At 59.7% G+C, this 15057-nt stretch carries 14 protein-coding genes; 4 read left to right on the top strand and 10 right to left on the bottom strand.

The annotated features are described in order from the left end of the window. Positions 1–13: 13 nt before the first annotated feature. From AB4Z23_RS22950 to AB4Z23_RS22935, 4 genes are all read right to left on the bottom strand, one after another. Positions 14–925: an ABC transporter substrate-binding protein gene (locus AB4Z23_RS22950; RefSeq protein WP_013762239.1), complete on the bottom strand. Its 912-nt coding sequence runs from the start codon at positions 923–925 to the stop codon at positions 14–16. Between the two features lie 95 nt (positions 926–1020). Next, positions 1021–1905, bottom strand: coding sequence for an AraC family transcriptional regulator (locus tag AB4Z23_RS22945; protein ID WP_003518205.1), 885 nt, complete (start codon positions 1903–1905; stop codon positions 1021–1023). Positions 1906–2283: 378 nt separating this feature from the next. Then, a complete protein-coding gene (locus AB4Z23_RS22940; RefSeq protein WP_013762238.1) occupies positions 2284–3321 on the bottom strand; it encodes an NAD(P)-dependent alcohol dehydrogenase in 1038 nt (345 codons plus the stop codon). A 295-nt stretch (positions 3322–3616) separates the two neighbouring features. After that, a complete protein-coding gene (locus AB4Z23_RS22935) occupies positions 3617–4207 on the bottom strand; it encodes a TetR/AcrR family transcriptional regulator (RefSeq protein ID WP_003518207.1) in 591 nt (196 codons plus the stop codon). A 121-nt stretch (positions 4208–4328) separates the two neighbouring features. On the opposite strand from AB4Z23_RS22935, the gene AB4Z23_RS22930 reads away from it, so the two are divergent. Further along, positions 4329–5555, top strand: a complete 1227-nt coding sequence (locus AB4Z23_RS22930; RefSeq protein ID WP_035200093.1) for an MFS transporter — start codon at positions 4329–4331, stop codon at positions 5553–5555. An 84-nt stretch (positions 5556–5639) separates the two neighbouring features. Here the strand turns inward: AB4Z23_RS22930 and AB4Z23_RS22925 are convergent, their stop codons facing one another. Genes AB4Z23_RS22925 through AB4Z23_RS22900 form a run of 6 tightly spaced genes read right to left on the bottom strand, consistent with a single transcriptional unit; the run spans position 5640 to position 11695 of the window. Next, entirely contained in the window at positions 5640–6482 is an 843-nt protein-coding gene (locus tag AB4Z23_RS22925; protein WP_013762236.1) for an amidohydrolase family protein, read from the bottom strand. A gap of 25 nt (positions 6483–6507) precedes the next feature. Further along, a complete protein-coding gene (locus AB4Z23_RS22920) occupies positions 6508–7497 on the bottom strand; it encodes an aldo/keto reductase (RefSeq protein WP_065687434.1) in 990 nt (329 codons plus the stop codon). Then, positions 7494–8687 (bottom strand): mannonate dehydratase, encoded by a 1194-nt coding sequence (uxuA, locus tag AB4Z23_RS22915; RefSeq protein ID WP_013762234.1) that lies wholly within the window; start codon positions 8685–8687, stop codon positions 7494–7496. Before uxuA ends, AB4Z23_RS22920 begins: the two co-directional genes overlap by 4 nt. Before the next feature lie 3 nt (positions 8688–8690). Next, positions 8691–10163 (bottom strand): mannitol dehydrogenase family protein, encoded by a 1473-nt coding sequence (locus AB4Z23_RS22910; protein WP_441360807.1) that lies wholly within the window; start codon positions 10161–10163, stop codon positions 8691–8693. Between the two features lie 19 nt (positions 10164–10182). Then, entirely contained in the window at positions 10183–10923 is a 741-nt protein-coding gene (locus AB4Z23_RS22905; RefSeq protein WP_003518213.1) for an SDR family NAD(P)-dependent oxidoreductase, read from the bottom strand. Between the two features lie 22 nt (positions 10924–10945). After that, a complete protein-coding gene (locus AB4Z23_RS22900; protein ID WP_003518215.1) occupies positions 10946–11695 on the bottom strand; it encodes a GntR family transcriptional regulator in 750 nt (249 codons plus the stop codon). 151 nt (positions 11696–11846) lie between these two features. Between AB4Z23_RS22900 and AB4Z23_RS22895 the strand changes: the two genes are divergently transcribed. From AB4Z23_RS22895 to AB4Z23_RS22885, 3 genes are all read left to right on the top strand, one after another. Then, positions 11847–12887 carry a sugar ABC transporter substrate-binding protein gene (locus AB4Z23_RS22895; protein ID WP_003518216.1) on the top strand — a complete coding sequence of 347 codons (1041 nt, stop codon included), beginning with the start codon at positions 11847–11849 and terminating at the stop codon, positions 12885–12887. 139 nt (positions 12888–13026) lie between these two features. Beyond that, positions 13027–14067 (top strand): ABC transporter permease, encoded by a 1041-nt coding sequence (locus AB4Z23_RS22890; RefSeq protein WP_013762232.1) that lies wholly within the window; start codon positions 13027–13029, stop codon positions 14065–14067. Between the two features lie 10 nt (positions 14068–14077). After that, the gene (locus AB4Z23_RS22885) at positions 14078–15055 is read left to right on the top strand and encodes an ABC transporter permease (RefSeq protein WP_441360806.1); all 978 of its coding nucleotides are present in this window, start codon (positions 14078–14080) and stop codon (positions 15053–15055) included. Positions 15056–15057 lie beyond the last annotated feature (2 nt).

Below are 15057 nucleotides of genomic sequence, written 5' to 3'. Positions count from 1 at the left end.
TGGGGAGGAATTCTTACCAGCTGAAGTCGCCGGCGTTCTTGCTGTCAACGACCATGACGTCGATCGGCACTTCCTTCGGAACGACGCGGGCGCCCCACTTCTGGGCAAGCGCCATGGCAAGGCCAACGCGCACCTGGTCACGCGGGAACTGCGCGGTCGTTTCGATGAAAGGGCCGCCGTCGGCAATTGCCTTCACAGCTTCGGGAGCACCATCAACCGAGGTCAGCTTGATGTCCTTGCCGGAGCCCTGGATCGCAGCGAGTGCACCCATTGCGCCGCCATCATTCACCGAGAAGATACCGGCGAGGTTCGGACGGGACTGGATCATGTTTTCAACGACGCCGAGCGCAACGGAGCGGTCCTGACGACCATTCTGCGTGTCGACAAGCTTGATGTCGGCAAATTCGGCAAGCGCTGCCTTGCAGCCTTCGACGCGCTGCAGGATCGGCACGACCGGGATACCGTCGAGGATTGCGACTTCACCCTTGCCGCCGAGCGCATCACCGAGATGCTTGCAAGACTTGTAGCCTGCGTCACGGTTCTTCGAGCCGACGAAGGTGTCGACCGGGCCGTTTGCGTTGGCGTCGACAGCAACGACAATCACGCCGGCAGCTTTGGCAGCGTGCACGGCGGCTTCGATGCCGGCGCTGTCGGTCGGGTTCAGAAGCAGGATGTCGATCTTCTGCTGCAGCATGTCTTCCACGTCGGAAATCTGCTTTGCCACATCGTGGCCGGCGTCGGTGACGACAACATCAGCGCCGATGCTTGCCGCGGCTTCCTTCAGCGCTTCCTGCATGGACACGAAATAGGGGTTGTTCAGTTCCTGGAACGTCATGCCGATTTTCAGCTTGTCCTGTGCCAATGCCGGAGCGGCCATCATTGCAAGTGCGGCCGATGCCATCAGGAACTTGGATTTCATTCTCATAGTAACTTCCTCCCGTTTGGAAAATCTGGGCAATAAGAGCCCGTTTCCGGACAGTCCTCTGCCCGAATTGGTGAAAAATCGCGATGTATCTTGGTTTAATCCGCCATGACCGCTGCCTTCTGGGCCGCGAATACCGTACGAAACCTCGATGGCGACATTCCCTTCAGCTTCAGGAAATGCCTGTTGAAATTCGAAAGGTTTGAAAAGCCCACGTCGTAGCAGACTTCCGCCACCTTCACGTCCTGATCCACCAGAAGCATCTGGCAGGCCAGATCGATGCGCAGCTGATTGCGATAGCGCACCAAAGTCGTTCCCGTATGTCGCTTGAAGGCACGGGAGAAGGCACTCTGGCTCTGGCCAACCATGTCGGCCAGATCGATTTCCTCGACCTGTTCGGTCAGGTGCTGGCGCAGATGCGACAAGGCGCGGTTGATGCCGCTATCGCCGATGCCCGTCAGGTCCAGCTCGTAGCTCAGGCTCGCCAGCACCTCGGGCGCCGGCGCATTGACCAGCAGATCGAGAATTTCCCAAAAAATCGCAAGACGCTTCAACCCCTGCGCCTCGATCAAACGCAGTATCAGCGGGCGAACGCGATCGCTGGTCTCATCGTCGAACAGAATGCCGCGGCGGCTGCGGTCCAGAAGGGCGCGAACTACCTCCATCTCGGACATGGAAGCGCAGGCATCCTCGATAAAAGCTTCCGGAAACTGGATGACGAGAGAGCGCGTGGGAACGATCTCGTCCGGCTCGATCTCGCTGATCCAGTTTTGAGGGAGATTTGGGCCAGTCATGATTAGCTGGCCCGGGCCGAAGCGACCGACGAAATCGCCAATGTAGAACGTGCCTGACGTCGCCACGACCAGATGAATTTCATATTCGGGATGGTAATGCCAGCGCACGGTGCGGAACGGATAGCCATGCCGCCAGGCGGCGAAGGATTCGCCCTTGCGGATATGTACCAGTTCCAGATCGGGCTGCATCGATGTTTCCTCCCATCGGTCACGTCCGCCGTATTCGCGGAGCAAAGCCATTCCTCTTTATGGCTCGTCCCAGGCGTTGATGGGGAGCATATGGCCTGCGGCACGTTTACTTCCACATCATACCGGGGAAATTACTGATACTTTTTTGACTGTTTTTTGTCAGAAATTGAAGAGTGCCGTGCATCGTCCGACAACTAAGCCAGCGGTTGCGCCCATTTTTTCGCGCAGTTGTACGCCATACGCCCAGAAAATGCGCATCTTAAAGATCGATGTGATGATTTTTTAAAGCTCGACCCGCCGATCACCGGCAGGTCGAGCTTATACTTTTCCGAAGGGTTTTTGACGCCCCTGCATCGGCAGGCGGCTTGCCGGAAGGGATTATTGCGGCATCAGAATTTGCAGCTTCACGTCCGTTTCCCTTGCCTCCACCGCACGGTCAAAACCGGCAATGCTGTCTTCGAAGGGAATGGTCGCGGAGATCAGCGGCTTCAGATCGACCTTGCCGGACGCGATGAGAGCGACCGCACGGTCATACACATTGGCGTAGCGGAAAACCGTCTCCACCCGCAGCTCTTTTGCCTGCAAGCCGACGATATCAACCGGCACCGGATCGACCGGCATACCGACGAGGACGATGGCGCCGCCGGGACGTGCGAGTTTCGCCATACCGAGCACGGCGGGTGCGGCGCCAGAGCATTCGAAAACGACATCGCAACCCCAGCCATCCGTCGCATCAGCCACGGCCTGCGACAGGTCACGTTCGCGGATGTTGACGGTCTCGATGCCGTCATAGGCTGCGATGATATCCAGCTTCGGCTGGGCAAGATCGGCAACGATAACCTTTGCGCAACCGCCGGCTAGCGCCGCCAGCGCAACCATCATGCCGATCGGACCGGCACCCGTCACGATGGCAACATCGCCGGGCTGAATACGCGCCCTGAGTGCTGCCTGCATCCCGATGGCGAAGGGTTCCACCATGGCGCCTTCGGCAAAGGAAACGTTGTCGGGCAACTTGTATGTAAAGGCGGCGGGATGAATGACTTCCGGTGTCAGGCAACCGTGAATGGGTGGCGTTGCCCAGAAGCTGACGGCCGGATCAACATTGTAAATGCCAAGTTTGGAGGCGCGCGAGGTCGGATCGGGAATGCCCGGCTCCATGCAGACGCGATCACCCGGCTTCAGATGCGCAACCTCGGCACCGGTCTCGATTACCGTTCCGGAAGCTTCATGGCCCAGCACCATCGGCGCATGCACAACGAAATGGCCGATTTTGCCATGGGTGTAATAATGGACGTCCGAGCCGCAAATCCCGACGGTATGGGTACGGATGCGCACATCCTTGGGTCCGAGCTTGCCGGGAATGTCGAACTCCCTGAGCGAGAGCTTTCCTTTTTCTTCCAGCACCAGTGCTTTCATCTCATCCTCCGTAGTTTGCGAAAGGCCTTACAGCGAATTCAAACAGCGTGATGCGTTGCAATTTCGACAAAAGTAAACAGAAATCAGCCGGATCGGCCGGTTTTTCTTCAACGAGGAAAAACTGTATCGATGGGCCGGCAATTTCTTATCATCCCTGGCGCGTTAACGAGTCTACGGGGGAGAGAGACAGCACGATTCGCTCAGCGCGCTGCAGGGAATATCGCCGGCTCAGGGTTACCCACTCAGCCGGAACGAGATTGACACTGATGTGTACGCAGAACCGGCGACAAGCGGATCAGCGTGTGATCCTCAGCCCTTCCAGAAAGGTGCGGAAACTGTCGACGGCGCGTTTCGAGGTCGTTTCGGGGTCGTCGGAATTCGCGATCCACTGGGCTGCACTGCTGCTCGCCGCATTGATGAAACGCGCACAGGCCTCCGGATCAATGTCGACGATCGTCCCTTCCTGCTTCAGCGCATCGAGACTTCGCGCAACGGCCGAGATACAGCCGTTGGCATTTGGCCAGCGTGAAGGGTCGCCGAGAACGGCTGGCCCATCACGGAACATGATCCGCTGGATTTCCGGCTCCAGAGCCATGAGAATGTAACCGACATTTTCCTCAACGAAACCCTCCCAACGCGTCGCGGCCCTAGACGAGATGTCACAGAGCCTTTTCGTCATCTCGGCGTCGATCTCACCCACAACCGCCAGCAGCAGGCCTTTCTTGTCGCCAAAATGGTGATAGAGCGCGCCGCGGGTCAGCCCTGCTTCGGCAGTGAAGTCGTCCATCGAAGCTTCGGCATAGCCGATGCTGCCAAATGCCTTGCGGCCAGCGACCAGAAGCTTCGCCCGCGTCTCGGCAATCATTTCACTGCGAGGTTTGCGCATTTTTTCTCCGAATTCTACATACGCCGCGTATACTAGTTGACATACGCGACGTATGCAATTATTTCATTTGCATACGCCACGTATGTTTGTGGTGGGTACTCCCTAAACAAGGTGCATCCCGATGTCTAATCCATATAGAGAAATTTTCCGGGCTCCGGGCGCCAAAGGCTTTTCCGCCGCAGGCTTCTTTGCCCGTCTTCCGATTGCGATGGCACCGATCGGCATCGTCGCCATGCTTTCCCAGACCCATGGTGAATATTGGCTTGCCGGTGCGGTCTCGGCCACCTTCGCGCTGACCAATGCCGCGGTTGCGCCGCAGATTTCCCGATTGGTGGACCGCAAGGGCCAGAGCAGCGTCCTTGTCCCGGCCACCATCATATCGGTCATCGCCTTTGCTATCCTGATTATCGCGACCAACCAGAGATGGCCTGCCTGGACGCTCTTTCTTTCGGCCTTCCTCGCCGCGGCCATGCCGAGTATTCCCGCGATGATGCGCGCCCGCTGGACGGAAATCTTCCGTGACCGGCCTGAGCTGAACACTGCTTTTGCGTTTGAATCCGCCGCCGACGAACTTGTCTACATCGCCGGCGCCTCGCTCTCCGTCGGTCTCGCGGTCTCACTCTTTCCGGAAGCAGGTATGATGATCAGCACCGCCTCGCTGGCACTCGGTACCTTTGCCTTCCTGTTGCAACGATCGACCGAACCCAAGGTACGCGCGGTTGAAAGTGGCAGCAGGCAACATTCGGCTATCCGGCTGCGTTCGGTCCAGATCATCACGGTCGCCCTGATCTTCGTAGGCTCGACTTTCGCCACAGCCGAGGTAAGTGCCGTTGCCATCACCAAAGAACTCGGTCAACCGGAAGCTGCCAGCCTCGTCATCGGCGTCTATGCCATCGGTTCGTTTGTCGTCGGCCTGCTTCTGGGGGCGATCAACCCCAAAATGCCGCTGCAAAGGCAATTGCTGATCGCCGTCAGCGTCCTTGCGCTCACCGCGCTGCCGCTCCTCTTTGCAAGCACGACAGTTTCCCTGCTTGCCTTCGCCGTATTCCTCAGCGGCGTTGCAATCTCTCCCATCTTCATCACGGCATTTGGCCTGATCGAGCGCCGCGTGCCGGAATCGATGCTGACGGAAGGCGTGACCTGGGTGATGACCGGCATCGGTATCGGCATGGCGCTCGGCGCCTTTATTTCCGGCTGGGTGATCGATAATTTCGGCCCGAGCAACGGCTTCTGGGTATCGATTGCCGCCACCCTGTCGACAGTCACCATTATCAGCCTCGGTCAGCGCAGCCTTTCTGGAGAGACCAACCGCTCTGCGACGACAACCGCAGCGCAGCCAGCCGAGTAAAGCACAGGCGTATGAAGCGCGCGCCGGCGCGCTTCTTGGCATATCCGGCCGACGCAATGCACAATCGGCATGAAAAGCTGCAAGCTATGTCGCCAAATAAAACAGTCTGGCATTGCGGTGGCCGATCGATGCCTGCTCGTCGGGCGAGAGCGTTGAAAGAAGCTCACTCGTCATACCGATCCATTCCGGTAGACCCGAGCCGAGATCGACCACCGGCCAGTCGCCGCCCCAGACCATTCTCTCAGGTCCGAACAGGTTGAGCACGGTTTCCACATAGGGTGTCACGCTTTCCAGCGTCGCGCATCCCGGTGCACAATAGGCGGTGATGCCGGAGAGTTTGACGAAGAGATTGGGCAGCGTCGCCAAGTCGGCCATACGCCCACTCCACTCCCGAAAATCGTTTCCGGCAATGTCCGGCGTGCCGCAATGGTCGAGCATGAAGCGCACATCGGGGCAGGCCCCGACAAGTTCGGCGGCAATGGCAAGCTGGCGGGAATGAAAACACAGATCGACCGGCCATCCGGCCTTTCCAATCGTGCGCACGTTTCGTCGGTAATTTTCCTCGCGGCTAAGGTCGTCGGGCATAACGTGGAGAATGCGCCGGAAACCGACCACGTTGAGGTGGCGGCACTCCTCCAGCCAGGCTTCGAAACCATTATCCGTTTCCGGTCGGCAACTGGCGATCTGGCCGAACATCGGCAAGGCACCCTCGCCGATCATGCTGGCGATGAGGCGAGCCTCAGCCTGATAGTCGCCGTCATCCACCCCGCTTTCCATGAAGATCGTACCCACTACGCCACATCCCTCGACAAGCGCTGCGTAATCAGCCTGGGTGAAGCTTCCCGCAAGGCTGGGCTCCCCTCGTGTCCAGGCATAACCGAGCTTGCCTCGCAAGATCAGATGCTGGTGAGTATCGATCAGATCCATGGCGTCCTCCTCCCTGTCGTTGCAGTTAATTTTCGAGGGCGAGCGCGTCGAAACCCGCCCAGGCGGCATCCGGCACGGCCGTTTCGAAAATAGACAGGTTGCGCAAAAGGCTGTCCGGTTTTGCGGTGCCGATCAGGACACTTGCGACATCGGCATTTTGTAGCGGAAAATGCAGGGCAGCGGCCGCAAGTGCAACCCCGTGCCCGGCAGCGTGGACCTCCATGGCGCGCACCCGCTCCATGACATCTGCTGCTGCTTCACTATAGTTGAAAGTCGCACCCGGCCTTGCCCCCGTCGCAAGAATGCCAGAGTTGAAGACGCCGCCGATGACGAGCGAGGTGCCGGTTTCCGCACAACGCCCCAGCAGCTTTGCTGCAGCCGACCGGTCGAGCAGCGTATAACGACCCGCCAGAAGAATGCAGTCGATCTCGTCTATCTCCATGAGGTTCAGACAAGCCGGAACCTCATTCACGCCAAGACCGAACGCGCCGATCCGGCCTGTCGCCTTCAACTCGTGCAGGGCCTCGATGCCGCTTTCGGTGAATATCCTGAAATGATGGCGATAGGCCTCTTCCCCAAGCGTGGTCTCCTCCAGGTCGTGGACATAGAGAATATCCACTGAACCGAGACCAAGCCGGGCGAGGCTCAGTTCATGCGAGCGCATGATGCCATCATAGCTGTAGTCGTATTCCACCACGAAAGGCAGTGCATCGACAAAACCGTAATCTGGTGTCACGCCCGCTTCAGCCGGTTTCAGGATCCGCCCGACCTTGGTGGACAGCACGAATTCGTCGCGTGGTTTCCCCTGAAGAAAATCCCCGAGGCGGCGTTCGGAAAGGCCCTGCCCGTAATAGGGTGCGGTATCGAAATAGCGGATGCCGGCGTCCCAGGCGGCTTGCAACGTCTCCATCGCATCTTCGCGGCTGACGCTGCGATAGAGATTACCGATACCGGCCGCGCCGAAGGAAAGTTCGCTCAGCGACAGCGCCGTGCGACCAAGTTTGCGGGTTTTCATGCGGTACCCTCCTCGCGGCGAAGCTGGCGCTCAATGGTGCGGATGACGCCGCGGAGTTCGCCGAGCCCCTTCATGCGGCCAATGTAGGAATATCCGGGATTGGTCTTTTTGGTGATGTCATCACCCAGCAGATGGCCGTGGTCAGGCCGCATTGGAATATTGGTGCGGCGGCCAGCCTTGGCGGCGGCCCGCTCCTCGCGCAACAATGCCTCGATGACTCCAATCATGTCCGTTCCGCCATCCAGATGATCGTCCTCAAAGAAGGAACCATCCGCTTCAACGGTCACATTCCGAAGATGGGCGAAATTGATGCGAGACGCGAACTCCCGTGCCATCGCCACAAGATCATTGTCGCTACGGGCGCCGTATGAGCCGGTACAAAGGGTGATGCCATTGTTCGGGCTTTCAACGGCCGAGAGGATGGCGCGAATATCTGCAGGTGTCGAGACAACGCGCGGCAGGCCGAACAGGGAGAACGGTGGATCATCAGGGTGGATGCCGAGATGCACCCCCACCTCTTCCGCCACCGGCACGACCTCTCTCAGAAAGGCCAGAAGATTGCCCTGCATGGTCGCGCTGTCGATGCCATCGAACGAAGCAATCAGAGCGGCGATGGATTCGCGCGTCTGCACCAGGGCGCCGCCCGGCAGGCCGGCGATGATGTTACGCTCGAGAAGCGACTGGTCATCTTCGCTCATTTGCGCAAAACGCTTTTCGGCTCGCGCCACGAGGGCAGGATCGTAATTTTCAGCAGCAAGAACACGCTTCAGGATGAAGACGTCATAGGCGACGAAATCCGCCATTTCGAAGCGCAGCGCCAATCCGGTATTGCGTGCCTGCCAGCGCAGGTTCGTGCGTGTCCAGTCCACCACCGGCATGAAATTGTAGCAGACGACGGGAACGCCCGCGTGACCGAGACGGGAGAGTGTATCTTTCCAGCGCGCAATCGCCTTCGGCGCATCGGCATCGCCGCGCTTGATGGACTGTTCCATCGGAATGGATTCGCAGACACTCCATTCCAAGCCGGCCGCCTCGATCATCGCCTTGCGTTTGGCGATCTCTTCGGCCGGCCACGCCGTGCCGTCGGGGATCTGGTGCAGCGCCGTTACAACGCCGCTGGCGCCGGTCTGCCGCACATGCTGCAAGGTGATGGGGTCCGATTCACCGAACCAGCGCCAGGTTTCCTTCATATTCTACTCCTCCGAAAAATGCCGTTCGATGGCGCCGAGCGCGCCGTATTGGACGATGTCGCGATAGGCCGCCCGAAGCGCCGTTACGAATGCCTCATCCGCCTGCCATTCAGGCCCGAAGACGCGACGGAATGTTAAAAACCGGTCGATGACCGCGTCCTGCTCTTCGCCGTTGCCGATGGGTGCACTCCATTCGGAAAATGCCGGATCGGCCATGACAATTGCCTCTCCCCGCTCGTTCAGCGCTGCGCAGGACCGTATCCACATCGCAACCGCAAAAAGAGCGGCCGTATGCGGCGCGCCTGCGGCACGCAGCTCCGCAAGCGGCGCGAGAATGCGTTGCGGCACTTTCTGTGAAGCGTCAGAGGCGATCTGGGCGGCGCGATGACGAAGGGCGGGGTTGGCGAAACGCTGGCGCAGACCGGCAACGTAATCCGGACCACTGACGGCCGGGCTCAATGTCGAACCAACCTCCCGCCAGTAACGGTCGACGTAACCGCGTACACGCGCATCGGCATAGATATCGGAGATCGTCTCAAGCCCGCTGCATTGACCGATTGCGGCCATGGCGGTGTGAGCGCCATTCAGCATCCTGAGCTTCATATGCTCATACGGCTCGACCTCATCAACGATTTCGGCACCTGACAGCTCGATGCCGGGGCGACCGTGCGGAAAGCGATCCTCGATTACCCAGCGGAAGTAGGGTTCCGCAATTACCGGCCAGGCATCCTCGCAGCCGAGACGCGCCGTCACACGCTCGCGGTCAGTTGCGGTGGTGGCGGGCACGATGCGGTCCACCATGACGCAGGGGCAGGAGAGATTTTCCGCGATGAAGGCAGCGAGATCATTATCGGTGAGACCAGCCATCTCCACCAGAAGACGGTGCAGGATGCGACCGTTGGACGGAAGATTGTCGCAGGAGAGCAAAGCCAGCGGCACAGCCGCGGCGGCCCGCCGGCGTCTTGTCGCTTCCAGCAGAAAACCGAGCGCGGAGCGCGGCTTTTGCGGATGCGCCAGATCATGAACGACATCGGGATGGTCACGAAGAAGCGTGCCCGCCGACAAATCGGCGAGGTAACCCTTTTCCGTGACCGTCAACGTGACGATTCTGACCCGCGGATCGGTCATGGCTTGCAGCAGCCGCTCCGGATCCTCAGGAGCGACGATGGTCTCGAGGATTGAACCGACAATCCGCAGCGTTTCGTTTTCACCGTCACGCAGGCAGAATGTATAGAGATTGTCCTGCGGCGCGATGGCATCGCGAGTATCGGGGCTGCGCAGCGAGGCAGCGACAATGCCCCAGCCGCTTTCGCCCCGCGCCAGGCAATCATCGATGAAGACGGCCTGATGGGCGCGGTGAAAAGCGCCAACGCCAAGATGCACGATGCCCGGTGTCACCGCTTTGCGATCATAGGCGGGCAAAAGGACGTCGTTTGGCAGATGCTGCAACGCAAGGGACGAGAGGCGTTCTGTCATGGTTATTTATCTCCGTATCTCAGCCGAATTGCAGGCCGCCATTCATGTCAACGACCGTGCCGGTCATGAAGCCGGACAGCGGCGAGGCGAGGAAACCTACTGTATGGGCCACCTCTTCCGGCTGGCAGAACCGCCCGACCGGAATGGCTGCAAGCTGGCGCTGGCGGTCTTCCTCTGACAGTTGCTCCATGATCATCGGCGAAACCACATAGGCCGGCGCGACTGCATTGGCGGTGACGCCGAAAGGGGCAAGTTCGCGAGCGGACGAGTAAGTGAGGCCCACCAGCGCCGATTTCGAGACCGAATAGGCCGTGCCCGCCGTCAGGCCGCCGGACTTCCAGGCATAGGACGAGATGTTGATCAGCCGCCCCCAGCGGTTTTCCTTCATGGCGGGAACGACGGCCTGCGTCAGCAGCAGGGCGGCATCGAGATTGACGGCCATCAGCCTGTGCCAGTCATCAAGCGTGGTCGCTCCTAGCTTGTGCGGCGACAGCACACCGGCATTGTTGACGAGAATGTCTATGACCTCGAAACGGTTGGCGACATCTTTCATGACGGCCTGCAGCGCCGTCGCATCGCCGAGATCGACAGCGACGGGATCACAAGCACCGCCAAACCCCTCCGCAAGCGCCGCAACAGCTTCGATGTCGCGATCGAAGGCGATTACCCTCGCCCCTTGCGCGACCAGCGCCGCAACCACGGCACGGCCGATGCCGCCACAAGCGCCTGTCACGAGCGCCGTCTTGTGTTTCAGTTCCATTCTGTCTCCTCCACGTCCACTATCAAATGGACAAATGCTTCCGCTCTTCTTCAGGCAACTGTTCGTAGATCACGAAAACCATATCCAGATGCGTCACCAGCGCCTTTTCCGCACCTTCGGCATCGCCACGGTCGAGAGCATCCACGACTGCCAGATGCTCTTCGATGACGGCGGGCAATCGTTCCGGCTTTGCCCAATAACGATGGAACCGCGACAGGGTCACCTTGGCGGCAAGGATCGCCTGCCAGACACCTTCGCGACCGGAAAACGTGCCAAGCAGGCGATGAAACGCCTCGTCGGCATGGAAGAAGCCAGATGCGTCGTTGGCGGCAATCACTCTTTCCTGCTCGGCGATGACGTCGCGCATCGTACGGCTCATTTCTTTCGTCCACTTCGGCGCGACTTCGCGCAGCAAAGCCACTTCGAGTGAACGGCGGATAAAATGGCTGTCCTGAATTTCGCCAAGCCTGATCGGCGCAACAAAGCTGCCGAGTTGCGGATAGACGTCCACAAGACCCTCTTCCGACAGGCGCTGGATCGCGGCACGCACCGGGGTGCGCGACACCGAAAACTGACGGCAGATCGAGTTTTCACTGATCGGTGCCCCGGGCGCTAGGCGGACCTCGACGATCGCCTGACGCAACGCCGCATGAACCTGATCGGCAACCGAGCCATAACGATTGACCACAAGCTCCACGCTTTCGATTCCGGAGCCGGGGGCCTCTTGATGAGCGCCGCGCCCAGTGAAACCGGCAGTGGTGTTTTTCGTCATGAACGCTCCCCTTCAAAAGGCGGTCGTGAAAATCTCATTGCTACTTGGATACAAGTATACTAGTGTCCATGGCGCTTACGCAAGTCGGCTGTTGGGAGAAAGAGCGATTAAGGGAGGTTCCAGTCGCTTTTTTTAAGGAGCAGGCCGTTTCATGGAGGAGAAAAACATGACGTATTTCATGCGCAGCCTCGTCGCTGCCGCAATCATCGGCGCGGGAGCGTGCGGTGTCGCGCAGGCGGCGGACGCCAGCAAGATCGCCCTCGTTCCGGGCGGTCCGCACCCTTATTTCGCCGCCTGGGAACAGGCCGGCAAGGACGCGGCCAAGGACTTCGGCCTGGCTGGCGCCGACTATAAGGTGCCGCAAAAGTGGGAACTGGCACAGCAGAACCAGCTTCTCGAAAGCCTTCTGAGCCAAGGTTATAACGGCTTCCTGATTTTCCCAGGCGATCCCGTCGGCGCGGTCTCGACAGCAGAGGAACTGACCGGCAACGGCGCGAATGTGATTGCTGGCGCCGGATGCTTCAAGGACCCCTCGCCCGCCGCCTTCTGCCTTGGTACCGACACCGGTAATTCCGCTTATCTCGGCACCAAGGAGCTGATCAAGGCGATGGGAACGGGCAAAAAACGCATCGCCCATTTCACCGGCTTCCTTGTTGACCCCAACACCCAGCTTCGTATCGATGCCGTGAAAAAGGCAGCTGACGAAGCCGGCGCCGAGGTCGTTCAGGTCATCGCCGATATCGACGCGCCGGAACCGGCGGAAGAAAAGATCAGCGCCTACCTGGCCGCCCACGCTTCCGAAGTGGACGGCATCGTGACCACAGCCTGGGTTCCTGCGGTCGTTGCCTCCAACGCACTGCGCAAGATCGGCGACAAGCGCATCCACATGGTCGGCATCGACCACGACGAAGTCGTGCTGAAAGCGATCAAGGACGGTTTCGTCGACGGCACGATGCTTCAGAACCCCTATGGCCAGGGTTATATCGGCGCGTTTGCACTGAGCAAACTTCAGGCCGGCTGCAAGGTGAAGGAAGATGCGCCGTTCAAATCCAATGCGCTGACGACCAAGTTCATCGATTCCGGCACCGCCTATGTCGATGCCGCCAAGGTGGACAACTACATCGATGCCATGCGCGCCGAGACCAAAAAGCTGCTCACCAACTTCGATACGACCTATCTGAGCTGCAACTAATCATGCCTCGAGCGATTGCCGGGCGGCAAACGACCGCGCCCGGCAATCTGCCCCGCCAGAAAATATTCTTTCAGGCGGCAGCGCAATGACCAGGCGACCCGCGCAGGCGCTTCGGGCGAACCAATACCGGGACAGTTTCATGACCGTGAACGATACTTTGCTCACAAAGGGCTCGCAGGAGGGCGACAGACGAATGGGGTCCAGCCTTTCGCAAGGCCGCTTTTTTCTGACCAATGAATTCGGCCTCATTCTGCTGATCGTCGTCTTCGCCGTCATTTTCGGCGTCGCGGCCAGCGGCTTCCTTTCGCCTTTCAATCTGTTCACGCTTGGTCGCAGTGCCGCGATCAACATCATGATCGGCCTGTCGATGATGGCGGTGATCGTGACCGGCGGCCTTAATCTTGCCGTTGGAGCGATCGGCGTCTCGGCGGCCATGGCCTGTGGTTATCTGATCGAGGTGCTTGGCGTGCCGTGGCCGCTCGCCCTCATTGGCGGTCTCTCCACCGGCGCGTCGCTCGGTTTCGTCAATGGCTGGACCGTCATCCGCACGGGGCTGCACAGCTTCATCATCACGCTTGCCACCATGAGCATCTTTTTCGGCGTGATGATCTTCCTGACGCGCGCCGAGGCCTACCGTGGCCTACCGCCGATCTTCGCAGCCTTCGGAAAAATGAAGCTCGCGACCTATTTCTCGCCGCTGCTTCTCGTCACGCTTGCAACGGCGCTCGCCCTGTCCTTTCTCTACCGGCGCACCGTTCTTGGCCGCGAAATGCTGGCGGCAGGCGCGCGCCCGGAAGCGGCGGAACTTTCCGGCATTCGGGTCGACCGTATCTTCATTGCCTGTCACGTGCTGTCGGGCCTGCTTGCAGCACTCGCCGCCCTGATGCTGGTGACGCGCACGGGCGCCGCCATTCCTTCCATGGCAGGCCAGCTTGGGCAGGACTGGCTTCTGCCAGCTTTTCTCGGCCCGGTTCTCGGTGGCACGCTTTTGCAGGGCGGCAAAGTTTCGGTGCTCGGCACCTGTCTTGGCGCACTTTTGGTCACCATGCTCACCAGCGGCCTGCTGCTGCTTCAGCTCGGTGAATTCTGGGTCCAGACATTTCTCGGCCTGCTGCTGTTGCTAGCGGTTTTGATGGACAAGGCGCGGCGAAGCTATCTCGCCCGACGCAACCTGGCTTGAGGACTGGACGATGAAGACCGACAACACCCTTCTACGCCTTGCCAGAACCGACTGGTTCGGCCCCCTATTGGTCACGGCGCTGGCAATCGCGCTTATCCGCAGCTTCAGCCCCAACTTCCTCTCTTCCTTCAACATCCAGATTCTGCTTCTTGCAATTGCGGTCAATGCGCTCATCGCCTTTTCCCAGATGATCATCATTGCCATTGGCCAGATGAACCTGTCCGTGGGCGCAATCGGCGGACTGGCGGCAATCTCCTTTGCGGGACTGATGCAGGTCCGGGGGTTTCCGGCACCGGTGGCCGCCATTGCCGCGGTGCTGATCGGTGTTGTCTGCGGCATGCTCAACGGTCTGCTGATTGCCATCACCGGCATTTCCGCCTTCGTCATCACACTGGCGACGCTGTCGATCTACAAGGGTATCAACCTTGGCATCACCCGGGCGGAGCCGTTCTACGGCGTGCCGGAATCGGTGAAAGCCTTCGGCTCGGCGCTGCTCGTCGGCCCAGTTCCGTGGCTCGCAGCACCCACCATCATCATCGCATTCGCGCTGTGGTTCATGCTGCGCCGCCAGCCGATAGGCCGCTTCATCCTTGCCATTGGCGGCAACAGCCATGCGGCAGAGCTTTCCGGCATTTCGATCCGCACGACAATGATTGTGGCGCACGGCATTTCCGGCCTTCTGGCGTCGGTCGCCGGCATTCTGCTCGTATCCCGCCTGCAGATCGGCCAGCCTTCCATTGGCGATGACTGGCTCATCCTGTCCTTTGCCGCACCCGTTATCGGCGGTGCCGTACTGGCTGGCGGGCATGTCAGCGTCGGGGCGACCCTGCTCGGCGTCGTCATCGTCGCCATCATCACGCAGGCACTCGTGCTGTTCTCCATCGATCCGTTCCTCGTGCAGGTGGTGCTTGGCGCAATGATCCTCGCCGCCGTCGGCATCAACCGCCTGCGCGAAACGCATCTCGGCAAAAAGACAGGAAAGGCCTGACA

Source organism: Agrobacterium sp. MCAB5 (assembly GCF_052114365.1).
Taxonomy (GTDB): Bacteria; Pseudomonadota; Alphaproteobacteria; order Rhizobiales; family Rhizobiaceae; genus Agrobacterium; species Agrobacterium tumefaciens.
This window is presented reverse-complemented; position numbering and strand designations above follow the sequence as displayed.

Coding starts and splice junctions, on each gene's coding strand:
- AB4Z23_RS22935 (WP_003518207.1), bottom strand. CDS start 4,207: ATGCGCAAACCTCGCAGTGAAATGATTGCCGAGACGCGGGCGAAGCTT.
- AB4Z23_RS22920 (WP_065687434.1), bottom strand. CDS start 7,497: ATGAAAACCCGCAAACTTGGTCGCACGGCGCTGTCGCTGAGCGAACTT.
- uxuA (WP_013762234.1), bottom strand. CDS start 8,687: ATGAAGGAAACCTGGCGCTGGTTCGGTGAATCGGACCCCATCACCTTG.
- AB4Z23_RS22950 (WP_013762239.1), bottom strand. CDS start 925: ATGAGAATGAAATCCAAGTTCCTGATGGCATCGGCCGCACTTGCAATG.
- AB4Z23_RS22905 (WP_003518213.1), bottom strand. CDS start 10,923: ATGGAACTGAAACACAAGACGGCGCTCGTGACAGGCGCTTGTGGCGGC.
- AB4Z23_RS22930 (WP_035200093.1), top strand. CDS start 4,329: ATGTCTAATCCATATAGAGAAATTTTCCGGGCTCCGGGCGCCAAAGGC.
- AB4Z23_RS22940 (WP_013762238.1), bottom strand. CDS start 3,321: ATGAAAGCACTGGTGCTGGAAGAAAAAGGAAAGCTCTCGCTCAGGGAG.
- AB4Z23_RS22910 (WP_441360807.1), bottom strand. CDS start 10,163: ATGACAGAACGCCTCTCGTCCCTTGCGTTGCAGCATCTGCCAAACGAC.
- AB4Z23_RS22945 (WP_003518205.1), bottom strand. CDS start 1,905: ATGCAGCCCGATCTGGAACTGGTACATATCCGCAAGGGCGAATCCTTC.
- AB4Z23_RS22925 (WP_013762236.1), bottom strand. CDS start 6,482: ATGGATCTGATCGATACTCACCAGCATCTGATCTTGCGAGGCAAGCTC.
- AB4Z23_RS22895 (WP_003518216.1), top strand. CDS start 11,847: ATGGAGGAGAAAAACATGACGTATTTCATGCGCAGCCTCGTCGCTGCC.
- AB4Z23_RS22900 (WP_003518215.1), bottom strand. CDS start 11,695: ATGACGAAAAACACCACTGCCGGTTTCACTGGGCGCGGCGCTCATCAA.
- AB4Z23_RS22890 (WP_013762232.1), top strand. CDS start 13,027: ATGACCGTGAACGATACTTTGCTCACAAAGGGCTCGCAGGAGGGCGAC.
- AB4Z23_RS22885 (WP_441360806.1), top strand. CDS start 14,078: ATGAAGACCGACAACACCCTTCTACGCCTTGCCAGAACCGACTGGTTC.